The organism is Pseudomonas sp. NFPP12 (genome assembly GCF_900103205.1).
Classification (GTDB): domain Bacteria; phylum Pseudomonadota; class Gammaproteobacteria; order Pseudomonadales; family Pseudomonadaceae; genus Aquipseudomonas; species Aquipseudomonas protegens.
Genome location: NZ_FMWW01000007.1, coordinates 242,167 through 256,139 on the forward strand (window position 1 = coordinate 242,167; position 13,973 = coordinate 256,139).

The 13,973-nt window shown below is 66.0% G+C and carries 8 protein-coding genes; 6 read left to right on the forward strand and 2 right to left on the reverse strand.

The genetic code is table 11. The features are described 5' to 3' along the window. Positions 1–87 precede the first annotated feature (87 nt). Positions 88–4,374: a DEAD/DEAH box helicase gene (locus BLS75_RS29045; protein WP_072452860.1), complete on the forward strand. Its 4,287-nt coding sequence runs from the start codon at positions 88–90 to the stop codon at positions 4,372–4,374. Between the two features lie 109 nt (positions 4,375–4,483). Here the strand turns inward: BLS75_RS29045 and BLS75_RS29050 are convergent, their stop codons facing one another. Then, positions 4,484–6,589, reverse strand: coding sequence for a mechanosensitive ion channel family protein (locus tag BLS75_RS29050; RefSeq protein WP_072453040.1), 2,106 nt, complete (start codon positions 6,587–6,589; stop codon positions 4,484–4,486). A gap of 212 nt (positions 6,590–6,801) precedes the next feature. On the opposite strand from BLS75_RS29050, the gene BLS75_RS29055 reads away from it, so the two are divergent. Further along, positions 6,802–8,013, forward strand: a complete 1,212-nt coding sequence (locus tag BLS75_RS29055; protein WP_072452858.1) for an MFS transporter — start codon at positions 6,802–6,804, stop codon at positions 8,011–8,013. 16 nt (positions 8,014–8,029) lie between these two features. Here the strand turns inward: BLS75_RS29055 and BLS75_RS29060 are convergent, their stop codons facing one another. Next, positions 8,030–9,028 (reverse strand): GlxA family transcriptional regulator, encoded by a 999-nt coding sequence (locus tag BLS75_RS29060; protein WP_072452853.1) that lies wholly within the window; start codon positions 9,026–9,028, stop codon positions 8,030–8,032. Between the two features lie 102 nt (positions 9,029–9,130). On the opposite strand from BLS75_RS29060, the gene BLS75_RS29065 reads away from it, so the two are divergent. The 4 genes from BLS75_RS29065 (at position 9,131) to BLS75_RS29080 (ending at position 13,956) form a co-directional block, all read left to right on the forward strand. Further along, the gene (locus tag BLS75_RS29065) at positions 9,131–9,697 is read left to right on the forward strand and encodes a cysteine hydrolase family protein (protein WP_072452852.1); all 567 of its coding nucleotides are present in this window, start codon (positions 9,131–9,133) and stop codon (positions 9,695–9,697) included. Between the two features lie 730 nt (positions 9,698–10,427). Beyond that, positions 10,428–12,311, forward strand: a complete 1,884-nt coding sequence (locus BLS75_RS29070) for a 3-dehydroquinate synthase (RefSeq protein ID WP_072452851.1) — start codon at positions 10,428–10,430, stop codon at positions 12,309–12,311. Continuing rightward, complete coding sequence (locus BLS75_RS29075; protein WP_072452850.1) at positions 12,308–13,192, forward strand: UbiA family prenyltransferase; 885 nt, start codon at positions 12,308–12,310, stop codon at positions 13,190–13,192. The genes BLS75_RS29070 and BLS75_RS29075 overlap by 4 nt, the downstream gene beginning before the upstream one ends. Continuing rightward, the gene (locus BLS75_RS29080) at positions 13,189–13,956 is read left to right on the forward strand and encodes an EboA domain-containing protein (protein ID WP_072452849.1); all 768 of its coding nucleotides are present in this window, start codon (positions 13,189–13,191) and stop codon (positions 13,954–13,956) included. The genes BLS75_RS29075 and BLS75_RS29080 overlap by 4 nt, the downstream gene beginning before the upstream one ends. Positions 13,957–13,973: the final 17 nt, after the last annotated feature.

The window sequence follows — 13,973 nt, forward strand, 5'->3', positions numbered from 1 at the left end:
GGCGCAAGCGTCACTCAGAAAGTGTCGAGGCCCCCATGGAATCAACGGCGCTTGCAAGTTGCCGGGTGCGGCCGCATAAATCCATCCATGAACCTTGCCCAATCCGTTAATCCGGTGCTGGACGGCTTCCACCCCGCTGTCAGCGCCTGGTTCAAGCATACCTTTGCCGCTGTGACCCCGGCCCAGGCCCGTGCCTGGCCGCTGATCGCCCAGCGCCGCTCGACCCTGATCGCCGCGCCCACCGGCTCCGGCAAGACCCTGACCGCCTTTCTCGCGGTGATCGATGACCTGGTGCGCCAGGGGCTGGCCGGCGGTGGCCAGCTGCCGGACGCCACCCTGGTGGTGTATGTGTCGCCACTCAAGGCCTTGAGCAATGACATTCAGATCAACCTGCAGCAGCCACTGGCGGGCATCACCGAGCAATTGCGCCGCATGGGCCTGCCGGAACTGTCCATCAGCACCGCGGTGCGCACCGGCGATACCCCGCAGAAAGACCGCAACGCCATGCGCAAGAGCGCGCCGCAGATCCTCGTCACCACCCCGGAATCCCTCTACGTGCTGCTGGGCTCGGATTCCGGCCGCAGGATGCTGGCCAGCACCCGCAGTGTGATCATCGACGAAATCCACGCCCTGGCCGGCAGCAAGCGCGGCAGCCACCTGGCCCTGAGCCTGGAACGCTTGCAGGCCTTGTGCGCCGCCCCCTTGCTGCGCATTGGCCTGTCCGCCACGCAGAAGCCCATCGAAGCCGTGTCGCGCTTTCTGGTGGGCCACGGCCGCCCTTGCGAAATCGTCGATATCGGCCACGCCCGCCCCCGGGACCTGGACATCGAAGTGCCGCCGGTGCCGCTGTCGGCGGTCATGGCCAATGACGTCTGGGAGCTGGTGTACGAGCGCCTCGCCAACCTGGCCAGGGAACACCGCACCACGCTGATATTCGTCAACACCCGGCGCCTGGCCGAGCGCCTGGCCCGCCACCTCAGCGAGCGCCTGGGCAAGCAGGCGGTGGCCGCGCACCACGGCAGCCTGGCCAAGGAGCAGCGCCTGGAAGCCGAGCAGCGGCTCAAGGCCGGCGACCTGCAAGTGCTGATCGCTACCGCTTCCCTGGAGCTGGGGATCGATATCGGTGATGTCGATCTGGTGTGCCAGATCGGCTCGCCACGCTCGATCTCGGCCTTTCTGCAGCGGGTCGGCCGCTCCGGCCACCAGGTGGGCGGCACGCCCAAGGGCCGGTTGTTCGCCCTGACCCGCGACGACCTGATCGAATGCGCCGCCCTGCTCGACTGCGTGCGCCGGGGCGAACTGGACACTCTACTGATCCCCCATGCCCCCCTGGATGTGCTGGCCCAGCAGATCGTCGCTGAAGTCAGCTGCCAGGAGTGGTCGGAAGCCGCGCTGCTGGACATGCTGCGCCAGGCCGCGCCCTACGCCGACCTGGATCAGGCCCACTACCAGGCGCTGTTGCAGATGCTCGCCGAGGGCTTCAACGGGCGCCAGGGCCTGCGCAGCGCCTACCTGCACCGCGACGCCCTGGCCCGCACCCTGCGCGGGCGCCGAGGCGCCCAACTGACCGCTCTGACCAGCGGCGGGACCATCCCCGACAACGCCGACTACAGCGTGCTGCTGGAGCCCCAGGGGCTGAACATTGGCAGCGTCAACGAAGACTTCGCCGTGGAAAGCATTGCCGGCGACGTGTTCCAGCTGGGCAACACCTCCTATCGCATCCTGCGGGTGGAAACCGGCAAGGTGCGGGTCGAGGATGCCCAGGGCCAGCCGCCGAACATTCCCTTCTGGCTCGGCGAAGCCCCCGGGCGCAGCGCCGAACTCTCCGGTGCCGTGGCGCGCCTGCTGGCCCAACTCGACGAGTTGCTCGGCGCCACGCCCGGCCAGTTGCAAGCGGCCATCCACTGGTTGCACCACGAACTGGGCCTGAACCTGGCCAGCGCCGAGCAACTGGTGGATTACCTGGCACCGGCGCGCCTGGCCCTGGGCGCGCTGCCGTCCCAGGACACGCTGATCATGGAGCGCTTCTTCGACGAGTCCGGCGGCACCCAACTGGTGATCCACAGCCCCTTCGGCAGCCGCATCAACCGCGCCTGGGGCCTGGCCCTGCGCAAGCGTTTCTGCCGCACCTTCAATTTCGAATTGCAGGCGGCCGCCAGCGAGGACGCGATCGTCCTTTCCCTGTCCACCAGCCACAGCTTCGCCCTGGACGAGGTCTGGCGTTACCTGCACAGCAACAGCGCCGAACACATCCTGGTCCAGGCGCTGCTGGACGCACCGCTGTTCGGCGTGCGCTGGCGCTGGAACGCCGGAGTGGCGCTGGCCCTGCCGCGCTACAGCGGCGGGCGCAAAGTGCCGCCGCAGATCCAGCGGATGAAAAGCGAAGACCTGATCGCCAGCGTGTTTCCCGACCAGATCGCCTGCCTGGAAAACCTGGCCGGCGAGCGCGAGATTCCCGACCATCCGCTGGTGGAGCAGACCCTCGACGACTGCCTGCACGAAGCCATGGACAGCGAAGGCTGGTTGAACCTGCTGCGGCGCATGGAACAGGGCCAGGTGCGCCTGCTCAGCCGCGAACTGCCGGCGCCCTCGCCCCTGGCGGCGGAAATCCTCAGCGCCAAGCCCTACACCTTTCTCGATGACGCGCCCCTGGAGGAACGCCGTACCCAGGCGGTGCTGGCCCGGCGCTGGAGCGACCCGCAAGCCACCGACGACCTGGGCGCCCTGGATGCCGAAGCGATTGCCGCGGTGGCCGCCGAAGCCTGGCCAGCCCCGGCCAGTGCCGATGAAATGCACGAAGCGCTGATGAGCCTGGCCTGTATCAGCGAAGCCGAGGCACAGGCCAACCTCCACTGGCCCGAGTGGCTGCAAGCCCTTTCCAGCCAGGGCCGCGCCTGCCGCTTGCAGGCCGGCCCGGGCGGCGGCTTGTGGCTGGCCCTGGAGCGCATCTGCTGTCTGCGGGCGCTGTACCCTCAGGCCGCCTCGCAACCCGCGCTGCAACCGGTGCCCGGTTTCGACCAGGCCTGGGAGGAACAGCCGGCCCTGGTGGAGCTGATTCGCGCCCGCCTCAGCGGCTTCGCTCCCCTGACCCTGGCGCAGATCGCCGCCCCCCTGGGCCTGCCCGCTACCAGCATCCACCAGGCGCTGATCCAGCTGGAGAGCGAAGGTTATGTGCTGCGGGGGCGCTTCAGCCCTGGCGGCGATGAAGAACAGTGGTGCGAACGTCACCTGCTGGCGCGGATCCACCGCTACACGGTGAAGCGCCTGCGCCGGGAAATCGAACCGGTGGCCTTGCAGGATTTCATGCGCTTTCTGTTCGACTGGCAGCACCTCTCCCCGGGTACCCAGGGCCAGGGCAGTGCCATGCTGGCCGAGGTGGTCGCGCAGTTCGAAGGCTACCCCGCAGCGGCCTCGGCCTGGGACAGCGACCTGCTGCCGGCGCGCCTGAAGGATTACTCCGCCAGTTGGCTGGATGACCTGTGCCGCAGCGGCAAGGTGGCCTGGAGCCGGATCAACAGCAGCGGCAAGATCGCCGGCAGCGCCCTGCGCAGCACCCCCATCGTGTTGCTGCCCCGGGCCCGCGTGGCGCTCTGGAACGCCCTGACCTGCCCCATCGACAGCAGTGACTTGTCACCCAAGGCCCGGAAGGTTCACGCCGTACTGAGCCAGCTGGGCGCACTGTTTTTCGATGAACTGCTGCAGGAAGCCCACCTGCTGCGCAGCGAACTGGAAACCGTGCTGCAGGAACTGGTAGGCGCCGGATGGGTGAACGCCGACAGCTTCGCCGGGCTGCGGGCCCTGATCACCCCGGCCAGCAAGCGCCAGAACCGCAGCAGCCGACGGGGTCGCGGCGCCTTCGTCGGAGGAATGGACGACGCGGGGCGCTGGGCCTTGTTGCGCCGCGCCGCCAGCGAGGATAGCGCCGCCACCCTGGAGCACGTGGCCATGACCCTGCTACGCCGCTATGGCGTGGTGTTCTGGCGCCTGCTGGAGCGCGAGGCCGACTGGCTGCCCAACTGGCGTGATTTGCTGCGTACCTTCCATCGCCTGGAAGCCCGCGGAGAAATTCGCGGCGGCCGCTTCGTCAGCGGCCTGGCCGGCGAGCAGTTCGCCCTGCCGGAAGCCATACCGCTACTGCGCGAAGTGCGCCGCCGGCCCCATGACGGCAGCCTGATCGCGGTGTGCGGCGTCGACCCGTTGAACCTTGCCGGGACCCTGCTGCCCGGGCCCAAGGTCCCGGCCCTGAGCGGCAACCGCCTGGTGTTCCGCGACGGCCTGCCGGCGGCCGCCGACATCGGCGGCACCCAGCACCTGTGGCTGGAGCTGGAACCCCAGGCCGCCCAGGCCCTGCGCAACAAGCTCATCCGGCACTGACCTCCCCCCGTAGGAGCCGGCTTGCCGGCGAAAGGGCCCATGAGCCCTTCGCCAGATCCAGCTGCCTTTACGCTGGCAAGCCAGCTCCTGCATGGCCGTCGTTGCGCAATCATTGCGGGCGGGGGGATTCGGGGAGTAGCAGCGCCGAGTCGTCCTGTTCCGGTTCGTCTTCATGCACCCGCCGCGCCGGTAACACCACCGGCTGTGGATAAGTCTGGGCGAAATGCACCCAGGGGCAGTTATCCACAAGCTTTTTCAGACGCTGGTTGAAGGCCCGGCTCACCGCGTACTGGCCGCCGGACACCGTGCGGAACTGGGCCGTCAGCACCACACCGTTGAGGTCCATCTTGTCCACCCCGAACACGTCCAGGCCGCCTTGCAGGTTGTAGCGCAGGAAGCTGTCCTCGCTGATGGAGCGCCCGGCTTCGCGGATCAGTTCGATGGCCTTGTCGACGTCGGTGTCGTAGGTGAACTGCACCGAGAAGAAGGCATAGGCGAACTGCCGCGACTGGTTGGTGACCGCCTTGATCTGGCCGAACGGCACCGAATGCACGAAACCCTTGCCGTCGCGCAGGCGCAGGGTGCGGATGGTCAGGCCCTCGACGGTGCCGGCATGCCCGGAGTCGAGCACCACCCAGTCACCAATGGACAGGGTGTCTTCGATGATGATGAACAGGCCGGTGATCACGTCCTGCACCAGTTGCTGGGAGCCGAAACCGATGGCCAGGCCCACCACCCCGGCACCGGCCAGCAGCGGCGCGACGTTGATCCCCAGATTGGCCATGGTGGTGATCGCGCAGATCACCACCAGGATGATTTTGATCGCATTGCGCAGCAGCGGCAGGATGGTCTTGACCCGGGTACTGGGCTGACGCGCCGAACGCTTGTTGGCCGGTGGCTTGAGGGCCTCCTGGATCGCTGTGTCGAGCACCACCCACAGCAGCCAGGTCACCAGGAAGATCAGGCCGATGCTGCTCAGGGAGTCGCTGATGGCCCGGCCCACGGTATTGCGCTGGGCGAACTCGAACAGCGAGATCCCCCAGATGCGCCCGAGGATCTCGATGAAGGCGATGGCCATGACGATCCGCAGCAGGGCGTGCAACAGGCTCAGGAAACGCTCCTTGTAGGCGCTGCTGCGCTGAATCGTCTGGGCGCTACGGGACTTGAACAGGTGCTGCAGCACGGTGCTGAGGAACACCGTGGCGATCAGCAGCACCGTGGTCAGCAAGGCGCAGCGCAGGGCCTGCTGGCTGTCCTCGCCGGCACCGATCAGGCTCACCGCCGAGACCAGCACCATCAGCAGGATCGGCCAGTACCAGAGCCCGGAAAAGATCCGCAGCGACTCCTGCAACGCCGGCTGTTTCAGACGCTGGGCCAGGGAGCGGTTGCGGATCAGGTGCGCCACCGGCCGGCGCAGGCGGATCACCAGCACCGCGAAGATCAGCGAGGCCAGCAGGCCGGTGAACACCGCCACGCTGCTGGTGATATTGCCCCCCAACTGGCGGGCGATCTGCGGGCTGGTGAGGGCATCGCTGAGAGCCGCAAGGAAACCGATCAGAAACAGCGGTTTCGGGCAGTAGCCACGGATGATCCGCACCGCGGGCCGCTTGTGCCCGACGTTGAACATCACGATCAGGCACAACAGCACCGAGGTCGAGACGATGCCGCTGCTGGTGGCATAGGCCAGGCACAGGGCCAGCGCCCGCCCCACCGAACCGTTCAGGGAATGGCTGACGTAAAGCGTCAGCGGCAGGCAGACCAAGGCCGGCAAGGTGTAAGGCAGCAGGTATTCCAACAGGCCCTGGCCTCGGGGCCGGGCTTGCAGCCAGGGCCGCTGGCTCAGCCGCCGTACCAGCAGCCCGGCCAGCACCGTGAGCAGGGCGAAGCCGCCCAGCCAGGTGCCGGACAAGGTGAGGAAATCCCCGGCCACGCTCCAGCCCGAACGGTCCGAGGGTTGGTTCACCAGGCGCCCCACTTCGTCCGCCGCGCGGTCGGCCCGCAGGCGCCAGGCGTCGATCAGGTTTTCATTGAGGTCGAGCTTGTCCTGGACATCGTCGATGCTTGAACTGATGGCGCCCAGCAGGCCCCCTTCTACCAGCAGTTCCGGCTTGGCCGGGGCCGCCGCCGGAGCTGTTGCGGCAGTGGCGGCGCAGAGCTCGCTGCTGCCCAGAACGAGCAGCATCCCGAGCAAGATCGCGGTCTTGAAATTCAACACAACGCAGGGCTCCTTCAGCAGGGTCTGTAAGGAACTGATCAGCAAACGCCCGGCAAGTTCGCTTCAGTTGCCCCGGGGCCGGCGCGCCGGTGAACGACGGGCTCCGGGATCCTTGACCCACAGGCAAATATCTTGTGCCGATAGGGCTATTTTTCCGCACGAGTCAAACCCGGACACTGCGCGCCAATCCCACTTTCACCGGAGTTGCAGTGATGCCCATTGCCCTGCTCGCGCTAACCCTCAGCGCATTCGCCATCGGCACGACCGAGTTCGTTATCGTTGGCCTGCTACCCACCATAGGTACCGACCTCGGGGTCAGCCTGCCGTCCGCCGGGCTGCTGGTCAGCCTCTACGCTCTGGGCGTGGCGATTGGCGCCCCGGTGCTCACCGCCCTCAGCGGCAAGGTGCCGCGCAAGCTGTTGCTGCTGTCGCTGATGGTGCTGTTCACCCTTGGCAACCTGCTGGCCTGGAAGGCACCCGGGTATGAATCCCTGGTGCTGGCACGGATTGTCACGGGCCTGGCCCACGGGGTGTTCTTCTCCATCGGCTCGACCATCGCCACCAGCCTGGTGCCCAAGGAAAAAGCCGCCAGCGCGATCGCCATCATGTTCACCGGGCTCACCGTGGCCCTGGTCACAGGCGTACCCCTGGGCACCTTTATCGGCCAGCATCTGGGCTGGCGCGAAACCTTCCTCGCAGTGTCCGCCCTGGGGGTGATCGCCTTTATCGGCAGCCTGCTGTTCGTGCCGAAGAACATTACCCACCGCCCGCCGGCGTCGCTGCTGCAACAACTGCAGGTGCTCAAGCAGCCGCGCCTGCTGCTGGTGTACGCCATGACCGCGGTGGGCTACGGCGGCTCGTTCATCGCCTTCACCTTCCTGGCGCCGATCCTCCAGGACATTTCCGGCTTCAGCGCCGGCACCGTGAGCCTGGTGCTGCTGGTGTACGGCGTGTCGGTGGCGGTGGGCAATATCTGGGGCGGCAAATTGGCGGACCGACGCGGACCGATCGGCGCGCTGAAGATCATCTTCGCCCTGCTCGCCGCGGTGCTGCTGATGCTCAGTCTCACCGCCGGCAACCCATGGCTGGCGCTGCTGACCGTGCTGCTGTGGGGCGCGGTGGCGTTTGGCAACGTACCGGGGCTGCAGGTCTATGTGGTACGTCAGGCCGAGCACTACACACCCCAGGCGGTGGACGTGGCGTCCGGCCTGAACATTGCCGCCTTCAACCTGGGGATTGCCGGTGGAGCCTGGCTGGGGGGCTTGATCGTCGCTCACCTGGGGCTGATCCACACCGCCTGGATCGGCGCGCTGGTGGTGCTGGTGGCCCTGGCCCTGACCGTCTTGAGCGGCCACCTGGATCGCCGCAACCCGCTAGCGTTCGCGCCGACCGGCGGCAGCGCCCGGGCAGTGGCCGGCCACTGAACAGGCCGCAGCCGGGTTACGGTACCCGGCTTGCAGCCGTAGAGGTGGCACCGAAGCGATTGCGGTATTCGCTGGGCGCCAGCCCGGTGATTTTCCGGAACAGGCTGCGAAAGGTGGCAGGGTCCTGATAACCCACGGTCCAGGCGATGTGATCGATGCTGCCGTTGGTGAACTCCAGCAGTTCCCGGGCCTTGCCCACCCGCAGGTGCTGACAGTACTGGGTCGGCTTGAGGCCGGTGGCCGCCCGGAAGCGCCGCAGCAAGGTGCGCGGCTCAAGCCCCGCCTGCTGCGCCATCACCGGCAGCGAAACATCCACCGCGCCATTGGCCTGCAGCCAGTGCTGGAGCTTGAGAATCGCCCCGTCGCCGTGGCTGAGGATCGGCGCGAAATTGCTGCCGCACTGGCTCGCGCTGGCACTGTGTTCCATCACCAGAAAGCGCGCCGTGGCACTGGCGATGCTCGGCCCCAGCAAGCGGTTCACCAGGCGCAGACCAAGCTCGGCCCAGGCCATCAGCCCGGCGCTGGTGATCAGGTCGCCGTCATCGACAATGGGTTTGTCCGCTTCCAGGCGCACCTGTGGGTAACGCTCGGCGAAGGCCTGGGCCGAGGTCCAGTGGGTGGTGGCGCTGCGGCCATCGAGCAGGCCGCTTTCGGCCAGCAGGATCGAGCCCACACAGACCCCGCCCAGGGTGGCTCCAGCGGCGTGTTGCTGGCGCAGCCAGCCCATCAGGGCGGCAGATGACTGATGGCTTGAGAAGCCCGCCAGCGAAGGCGGGATCAATACCGCCAGCAAGGCCCCGGGGGCTTCGGCCAGGCTGTCGTGGACCCGCACCGGAGGCCGTTCGCCGCTGGCCTGCCAGTGGCTGACGCGCAACCGCGGCAACTGCGCCTGCGGCTGTTCGCCGGCAATCCGGTTGGCCACCTCGAACAAGTCGCTCAGGCCATGTACCGCCGCCATCTGCACACCGGGATAGAGCAGTACCCCCAATTCGGCGTGCGTGCCTTGAATACCCACTGTCAGTTTTCCCCCGGTTAATGTCGGTGCGGCCAATCCTCTAAGGAACGACCGGTGGCGATACTGGCTCCCACGTCAATCACTCACCCGCAGGTATTACCCATGGCCAGACAGGCACTCATCGTAATCGATATCCAGAACGACTACTTCGCCGACGGCAAGTGGCCCCTGATCGGCGTCGACGCTGCAGCGGACAACGCCGCCCGGCTGATCCAGGCATTTCGCCAGAACGCTGAACCTGTGGTGCACATCCGCCACGAATTCACCTCCGACGACGCTCCCTTCTTCACTCCCGGTTCCCCCGGTGCGCAGTTGCACCCCAAGGTACAGAACCACGCCGATGAGCCGGTGGTGCTCAAGCATTTCGTCAACGCGTTCCGCGACACCGAGCTGCAATCGCTGCTCACGCAGCAGGGCATCGAGGAACTGGTGATCGTCGGCAACATGAGCCACATGTGTGTGGAAGGCACTGCCCGGGCCGCTGCCGACCTGGGCTACCCGGTCAAGGTGATCCATGACGCCTGTGCCACTCTCGACCTGGAGTTCGCTGGCCAGCGCGTGCCCGCCGCCCAGGTACAAAGTGCGGTGATGGCGGCACTGGCGTTCGCCTATGCCAGCGTGCTGTCCACCGAGCAGTTTCTGGCGGCCGGACAGGCCCCTGCGGCTTGATCACCCGCAAGCGGTGAGCCGTGGCTCACCGCAACTTCATGGCACAAGGCATTTCCCGGATTAAATTCGCCGCTGTTTACCGAGAGGTTAATAGCGGTAAATGCCGATAGTTGCAGGAGCTACAAGTTAACCACAATGGCACGAATGATTCCTATTAACAAAAAACACTCCCCGACAACCCGCTCGGACAGCTCTATGGAACAACTAAATAACTCCCCCATTAATAAGCAAGCCATTAAATAGCTGACTAATAGTAATCAAGGGTTAATCCGTTATTTCAAAACCTGATTTGAAACATTTTTAAAAATCCATCAAGAGCTGTCCTCGCACATTACTTAGTGCGCTTTCATGAAACGATTTTTTCTATATATCCAATTTTCATAACCTTTATAGCAAAGTAAAAAACAGCCCCGCTGCCTATACCATCCCCAGCATTCATTGAGCAAGAACAGGCTCCACCAGACTTCTTGCAAGACGTTCAGCGGAGCCGTCCCGGACTAAACACGCACTTTCCCCTGAGGCCATAAAAATGCCTTGCAGGCCACTTCATTCAACTTACTTGCAAAACCCTCGGTCTTGACTAAGTTGATAGCTACTCGCCACTGAAGTGTTCTTCAGGCGCCAGAAGATCAATAAAAACCGTCGAGGAATTCAATAACCAGACGCCCTCCCGCCCTACCCAGCTGACACTGACACGGAATCCAGTCATATCAATCAAGAGGGATGCTTGATGAAGCGCAGCTCGTTGTCTCGTGCCTTCTCACTCAAGGGTGCGGCCGAAAATTATTGGCTCTCGTTATTACTATTCTCGATCCTGGTTATCGCCAGTTTCCTGTTGTTTGAACAGCAGATCCAACAGCTGCTGAGTCACCTGGGCACCTTCCTTCCCACCGATCCCGTACAGCGCCTGAGCCTGGCCCTGTTGCTGGTAACCCTGCTGGCCCTGGACGTGCTGCTGCCCGTGCCCTCCAGCCTGGTGGCACTGCTGGCCGTGGCGGCCCTGGGCGCCATTGGCGGCTACCTGGTGATCTTCATCGGCCTGTGCCTGGGGGCCAGCCTCGGCTACTGGCTGGGGGCCGGCTACTTCCGCCTGCTGTCCAATTGGCTGGGGCTCAGGACCTGGCAACCCGGGCAACTGGCCTATCGCCTCAGCACCCTGTCCCTGGTGTGCCTGCGTGGCGTGCCGGTGCTGGCAGAAACCTCGGTGCTGGCCGCCGGCATGCAACGTTATCCGCTGCGCCAGTTTCTCCTGGTCACCACCCTGGCCAACGCCGGGCTGGCCCTGGCCTATGCCGCCATCGGCAGCCTGCTGGTGGAACAGAACGCCCTGCTGGCAACCATTCTCGCCAGCATGGTGCTGCCCGGGCTGTTCCTCGGCACCCGCAGCCTGTTCAAGAGCCGCCTGGCCCAGCCCCGATACGATCAGGCGCAGCCTCTGGAGGGCCGCTTCCAGGTGAGCTACCACTACCCGGTGCTGTTTACCGATCACATCTTCCAGGCCGACAACCCCTGCCTGCATCAGCAACTGACCCGGCAGAACCCGGGGCGCACCACGGTGCTGGTGTTTGTCGATGAACAACTGCTGCTGTGCTCGCCCCAGTTGCCGCAGCAGATCGACCACTACTTCAGCGCCCACGCCGCCGACCTGCATCTGCAGGCCGCACCGATCGCGGTGCCGGCCGGCGAATTGAGCAAGACCCCGGACGTGCTCCAGCAGCTGTACGCGCAAATGCTGGAACACGGCCTGGATCGCCACTGCTATGTGCTGGCCCTGGGCGGCGGCGCAGTGCTGGACGCAGTGGGCTATGCCTGCGCCACCTTCCATCGGGGCATGCGCCTGATCCGCATCCCGTCCACCGTGCTGGCGCAGAACGATGCCGGCATCGGGGTGAAGAATGGCATCAACGCCTTCGCCCAGAAAAACCTGCTGGGGGCCTTCTACCCGGCCACAGCGGTGATCAACGACTTCCAACTGCTGCTCAGCCTTTCCCACCGGGACCAGATTGCCGGCCTGGCCGAAGCGGTCAAGGTCGCGGTGATCAAGGATGCCGCGTTCTTCCAGTGGATGGAGCAGCAGGCCGAAGCCCTGGCCGGTTTCGAGCACAACGCCAGCCGCTACGCCATTCGCCGCTGCGCCGAACTGCACCTGGGCCATATCACCGGTGCCGGCGATCCGTTCGAACGGGGCAATGGCCGCCCCCTGGACTACGGGCACTGGGCCGCCCACAAGCTGGAGAACCTCAGCCAGCATCGCTTGCGCCACGGTGAAGCGGTGGCCGTGGGCATGGCCCTGGATGCGCTGTATGCCCACGCCAGCGGCCTGCTGTCCGACGCCGACTGCCAGCGCCTGCTGCGACTGCTGGACAGGCTCGGCTTCAACCTCTGCCCGCCGGAACTGAGCCTGCGGGACAGTCAGGGGCGTTCGCCGATCCTGGTGGGCCTGGAAGAGTTCCGCCAGCACCTGGGGGGCCAGCTGTCGATCCCGATGCTCAACCGCCTGGGCCAGTCGGTGGATGTGCACCAGATCGACATGCCGCTGATGGAACAGGCCCTGCTGCGCCTGGCGGGTTTCGGCGGGCCGGATTTCGCCTGGGGCCCGGGGTGCGCGCAATGACCCAATCGTCGCTGACCACCTGGCTGACCCTGGGCCGGGTCTCCAACCTGCCAACGGTATGGACCAATGCCCTGGCCGCCGCGCTGCTGGCCAGCAGCGCTACCACCCTGGCGCCGCCCTCGCCGCTGGTCTGGACCCTGCTGCTGGTGGCGCTCTCGGCGCTGTACCTGGCGGGCATGCTGCTCAACGACCTGATGGACGCCGACTGGGACCAGCAGCACCACAACCCGCGCCCGATCGTTCTCGGCCTGGTCAGCCGCGCCCAGGTCCGCCTGGCCACTGCCGCGCTGCTGCTGCTGGCGGCGCTGGCGGTCCTCGGCCTGAGCCGGACGATTGCCCAGCCCCACTGGCTGCTGGCCAGCGCCGGATTGCTGCTGCTGTTTATCCTTGGCTACAACCTTCTGCACAAGAAATATCCCCACAGCGTCTGGCTGATGGGCGGCTGCCGCTCGGCGCTGTACCTGACCGCCGCCGCCAGCCTGGCCATGCCGCCCCAGCCATTGTGGCTGTGCGCCGCGCTGCTGGGCACCTACATCGCCGGCTTGACCTACCTGGCCCGCCTGGAGCATCGCAACCAGTTGCTCAGCCGCCTGCCGCTGCTGCTCATGCTCAGCCCTCTGCTCCTGGCCGCCTATGCCGGCAACAGCGTGTTCTGGCTGGTCCTGCTGCTGTGGCTGGGCTGGTTGGGCTGGCACTACCAGCGCCACCTGGCCAACCCGCAACAACGGCAGGTCCGCGCCTTCATCGGTGCCGGGCTGGCCGCCCTGCCGCTGTTCGACGCCCTGGTGCTGGCGGTGGCCAACCAGCCCTTGGGCAGCCTGCTGTGTGTGCTGGTGTTCTTTCTGCTTCCCCACCTTCAACGCTGGATCAAGCCGACATGAACATGGACCCCATCGCCCCTGCGCCGCCGGCGCTTGCCATTCGCCATGGTGCCTTCGCCGAGCGCCAGCAATTGCTGGAACGGCATCTGGACGACGACAGCCGAAGCTGGTGGCAGCAAGCCCGGGAACAACTGGCCCGGCAGCCCTCGGCCAACACCCTGATGCTGCTCAGCAGTCAGTGTCGGCGCCGCTTGGCCAACGCACCGCTGGCCCCCAGCCCGGACTGCAACCGCACTCAACTGGCCCGGGCGCTGCTGCTGGCCCAGTTGCTGGAGCAGCAGGCCGGCGCCGGGCAACTGGCCCTGTTGCGCCAGCTGTTTCTCTGGGGCGACGACCAGGAAAAGGCTGCCCTGCTCAAGGCCCTGGATGACCTCGACAGCCAGGGGGCCAGCCTCGACCTGGCGCTCCAGGCCGGGCGCACCAACAACCGCGAGGTGTTCGCCGCCATCGCCCTGGACAACCCCTTTGCCGCGCGCCACTACCCGGAACGGGCCTTCCACCAGTTGGTGCTCAAGACCCTGGGCATGGGCCTGGACAGCCGCCACATCCACGGCCTGGCAGAACGGCGCAGCGTCGACCTCAACCAGTTGGCCCTGGACCTGATGGAAGAACAGCTGGCCGCCGAACGCGAGGTCGCCGACGGCCTGCCCCAGGCCATTGCCTTCGAGCTGTTGAGCCAGGCCCAGTTGCAGCGCCTGCGAGGCCTGTACCAGCAGGGACGATTGCCTGCGCACTGGCGCGACCACTTCCCGGCAGGCGGTTGACCCCCGCCAGCTGAGCC

Excerpts from the sequence above, each read along its gene's own strand:
- BLS75_RS29045 (WP_072452860.1), top strand. The coding sequence starts at position 88 with ATGAACCTTGCCCAATCCGTTAATCCGGTGCTGGACGGCTTCCACCCC.
- BLS75_RS29055 (WP_072452858.1), top strand. The coding sequence starts at position 6,802 with ATGCCCATTGCCCTGCTCGCGCTAACCCTCAGCGCATTCGCCATCGGC.
- BLS75_RS29065 (WP_072452852.1), top strand. The coding sequence starts at position 9,131 with ATGGCCAGACAGGCACTCATCGTAATCGATATCCAGAACGACTACTTC.
- BLS75_RS29070 (WP_072452851.1), top strand. The coding sequence starts at position 10,428 with ATGAAGCGCAGCTCGTTGTCTCGTGCCTTCTCACTCAAGGGTGCGGCC.
- BLS75_RS29075 (WP_072452850.1), top strand. The coding sequence starts at position 12,308 with ATGACCCAATCGTCGCTGACCACCTGGCTGACCCTGGGCCGGGTCTCC.
- BLS75_RS29080 (WP_072452849.1), top strand. The coding sequence starts at position 13,189 with ATGAACATGGACCCCATCGCCCCTGCGCCGCCGGCGCTTGCCATTCGC.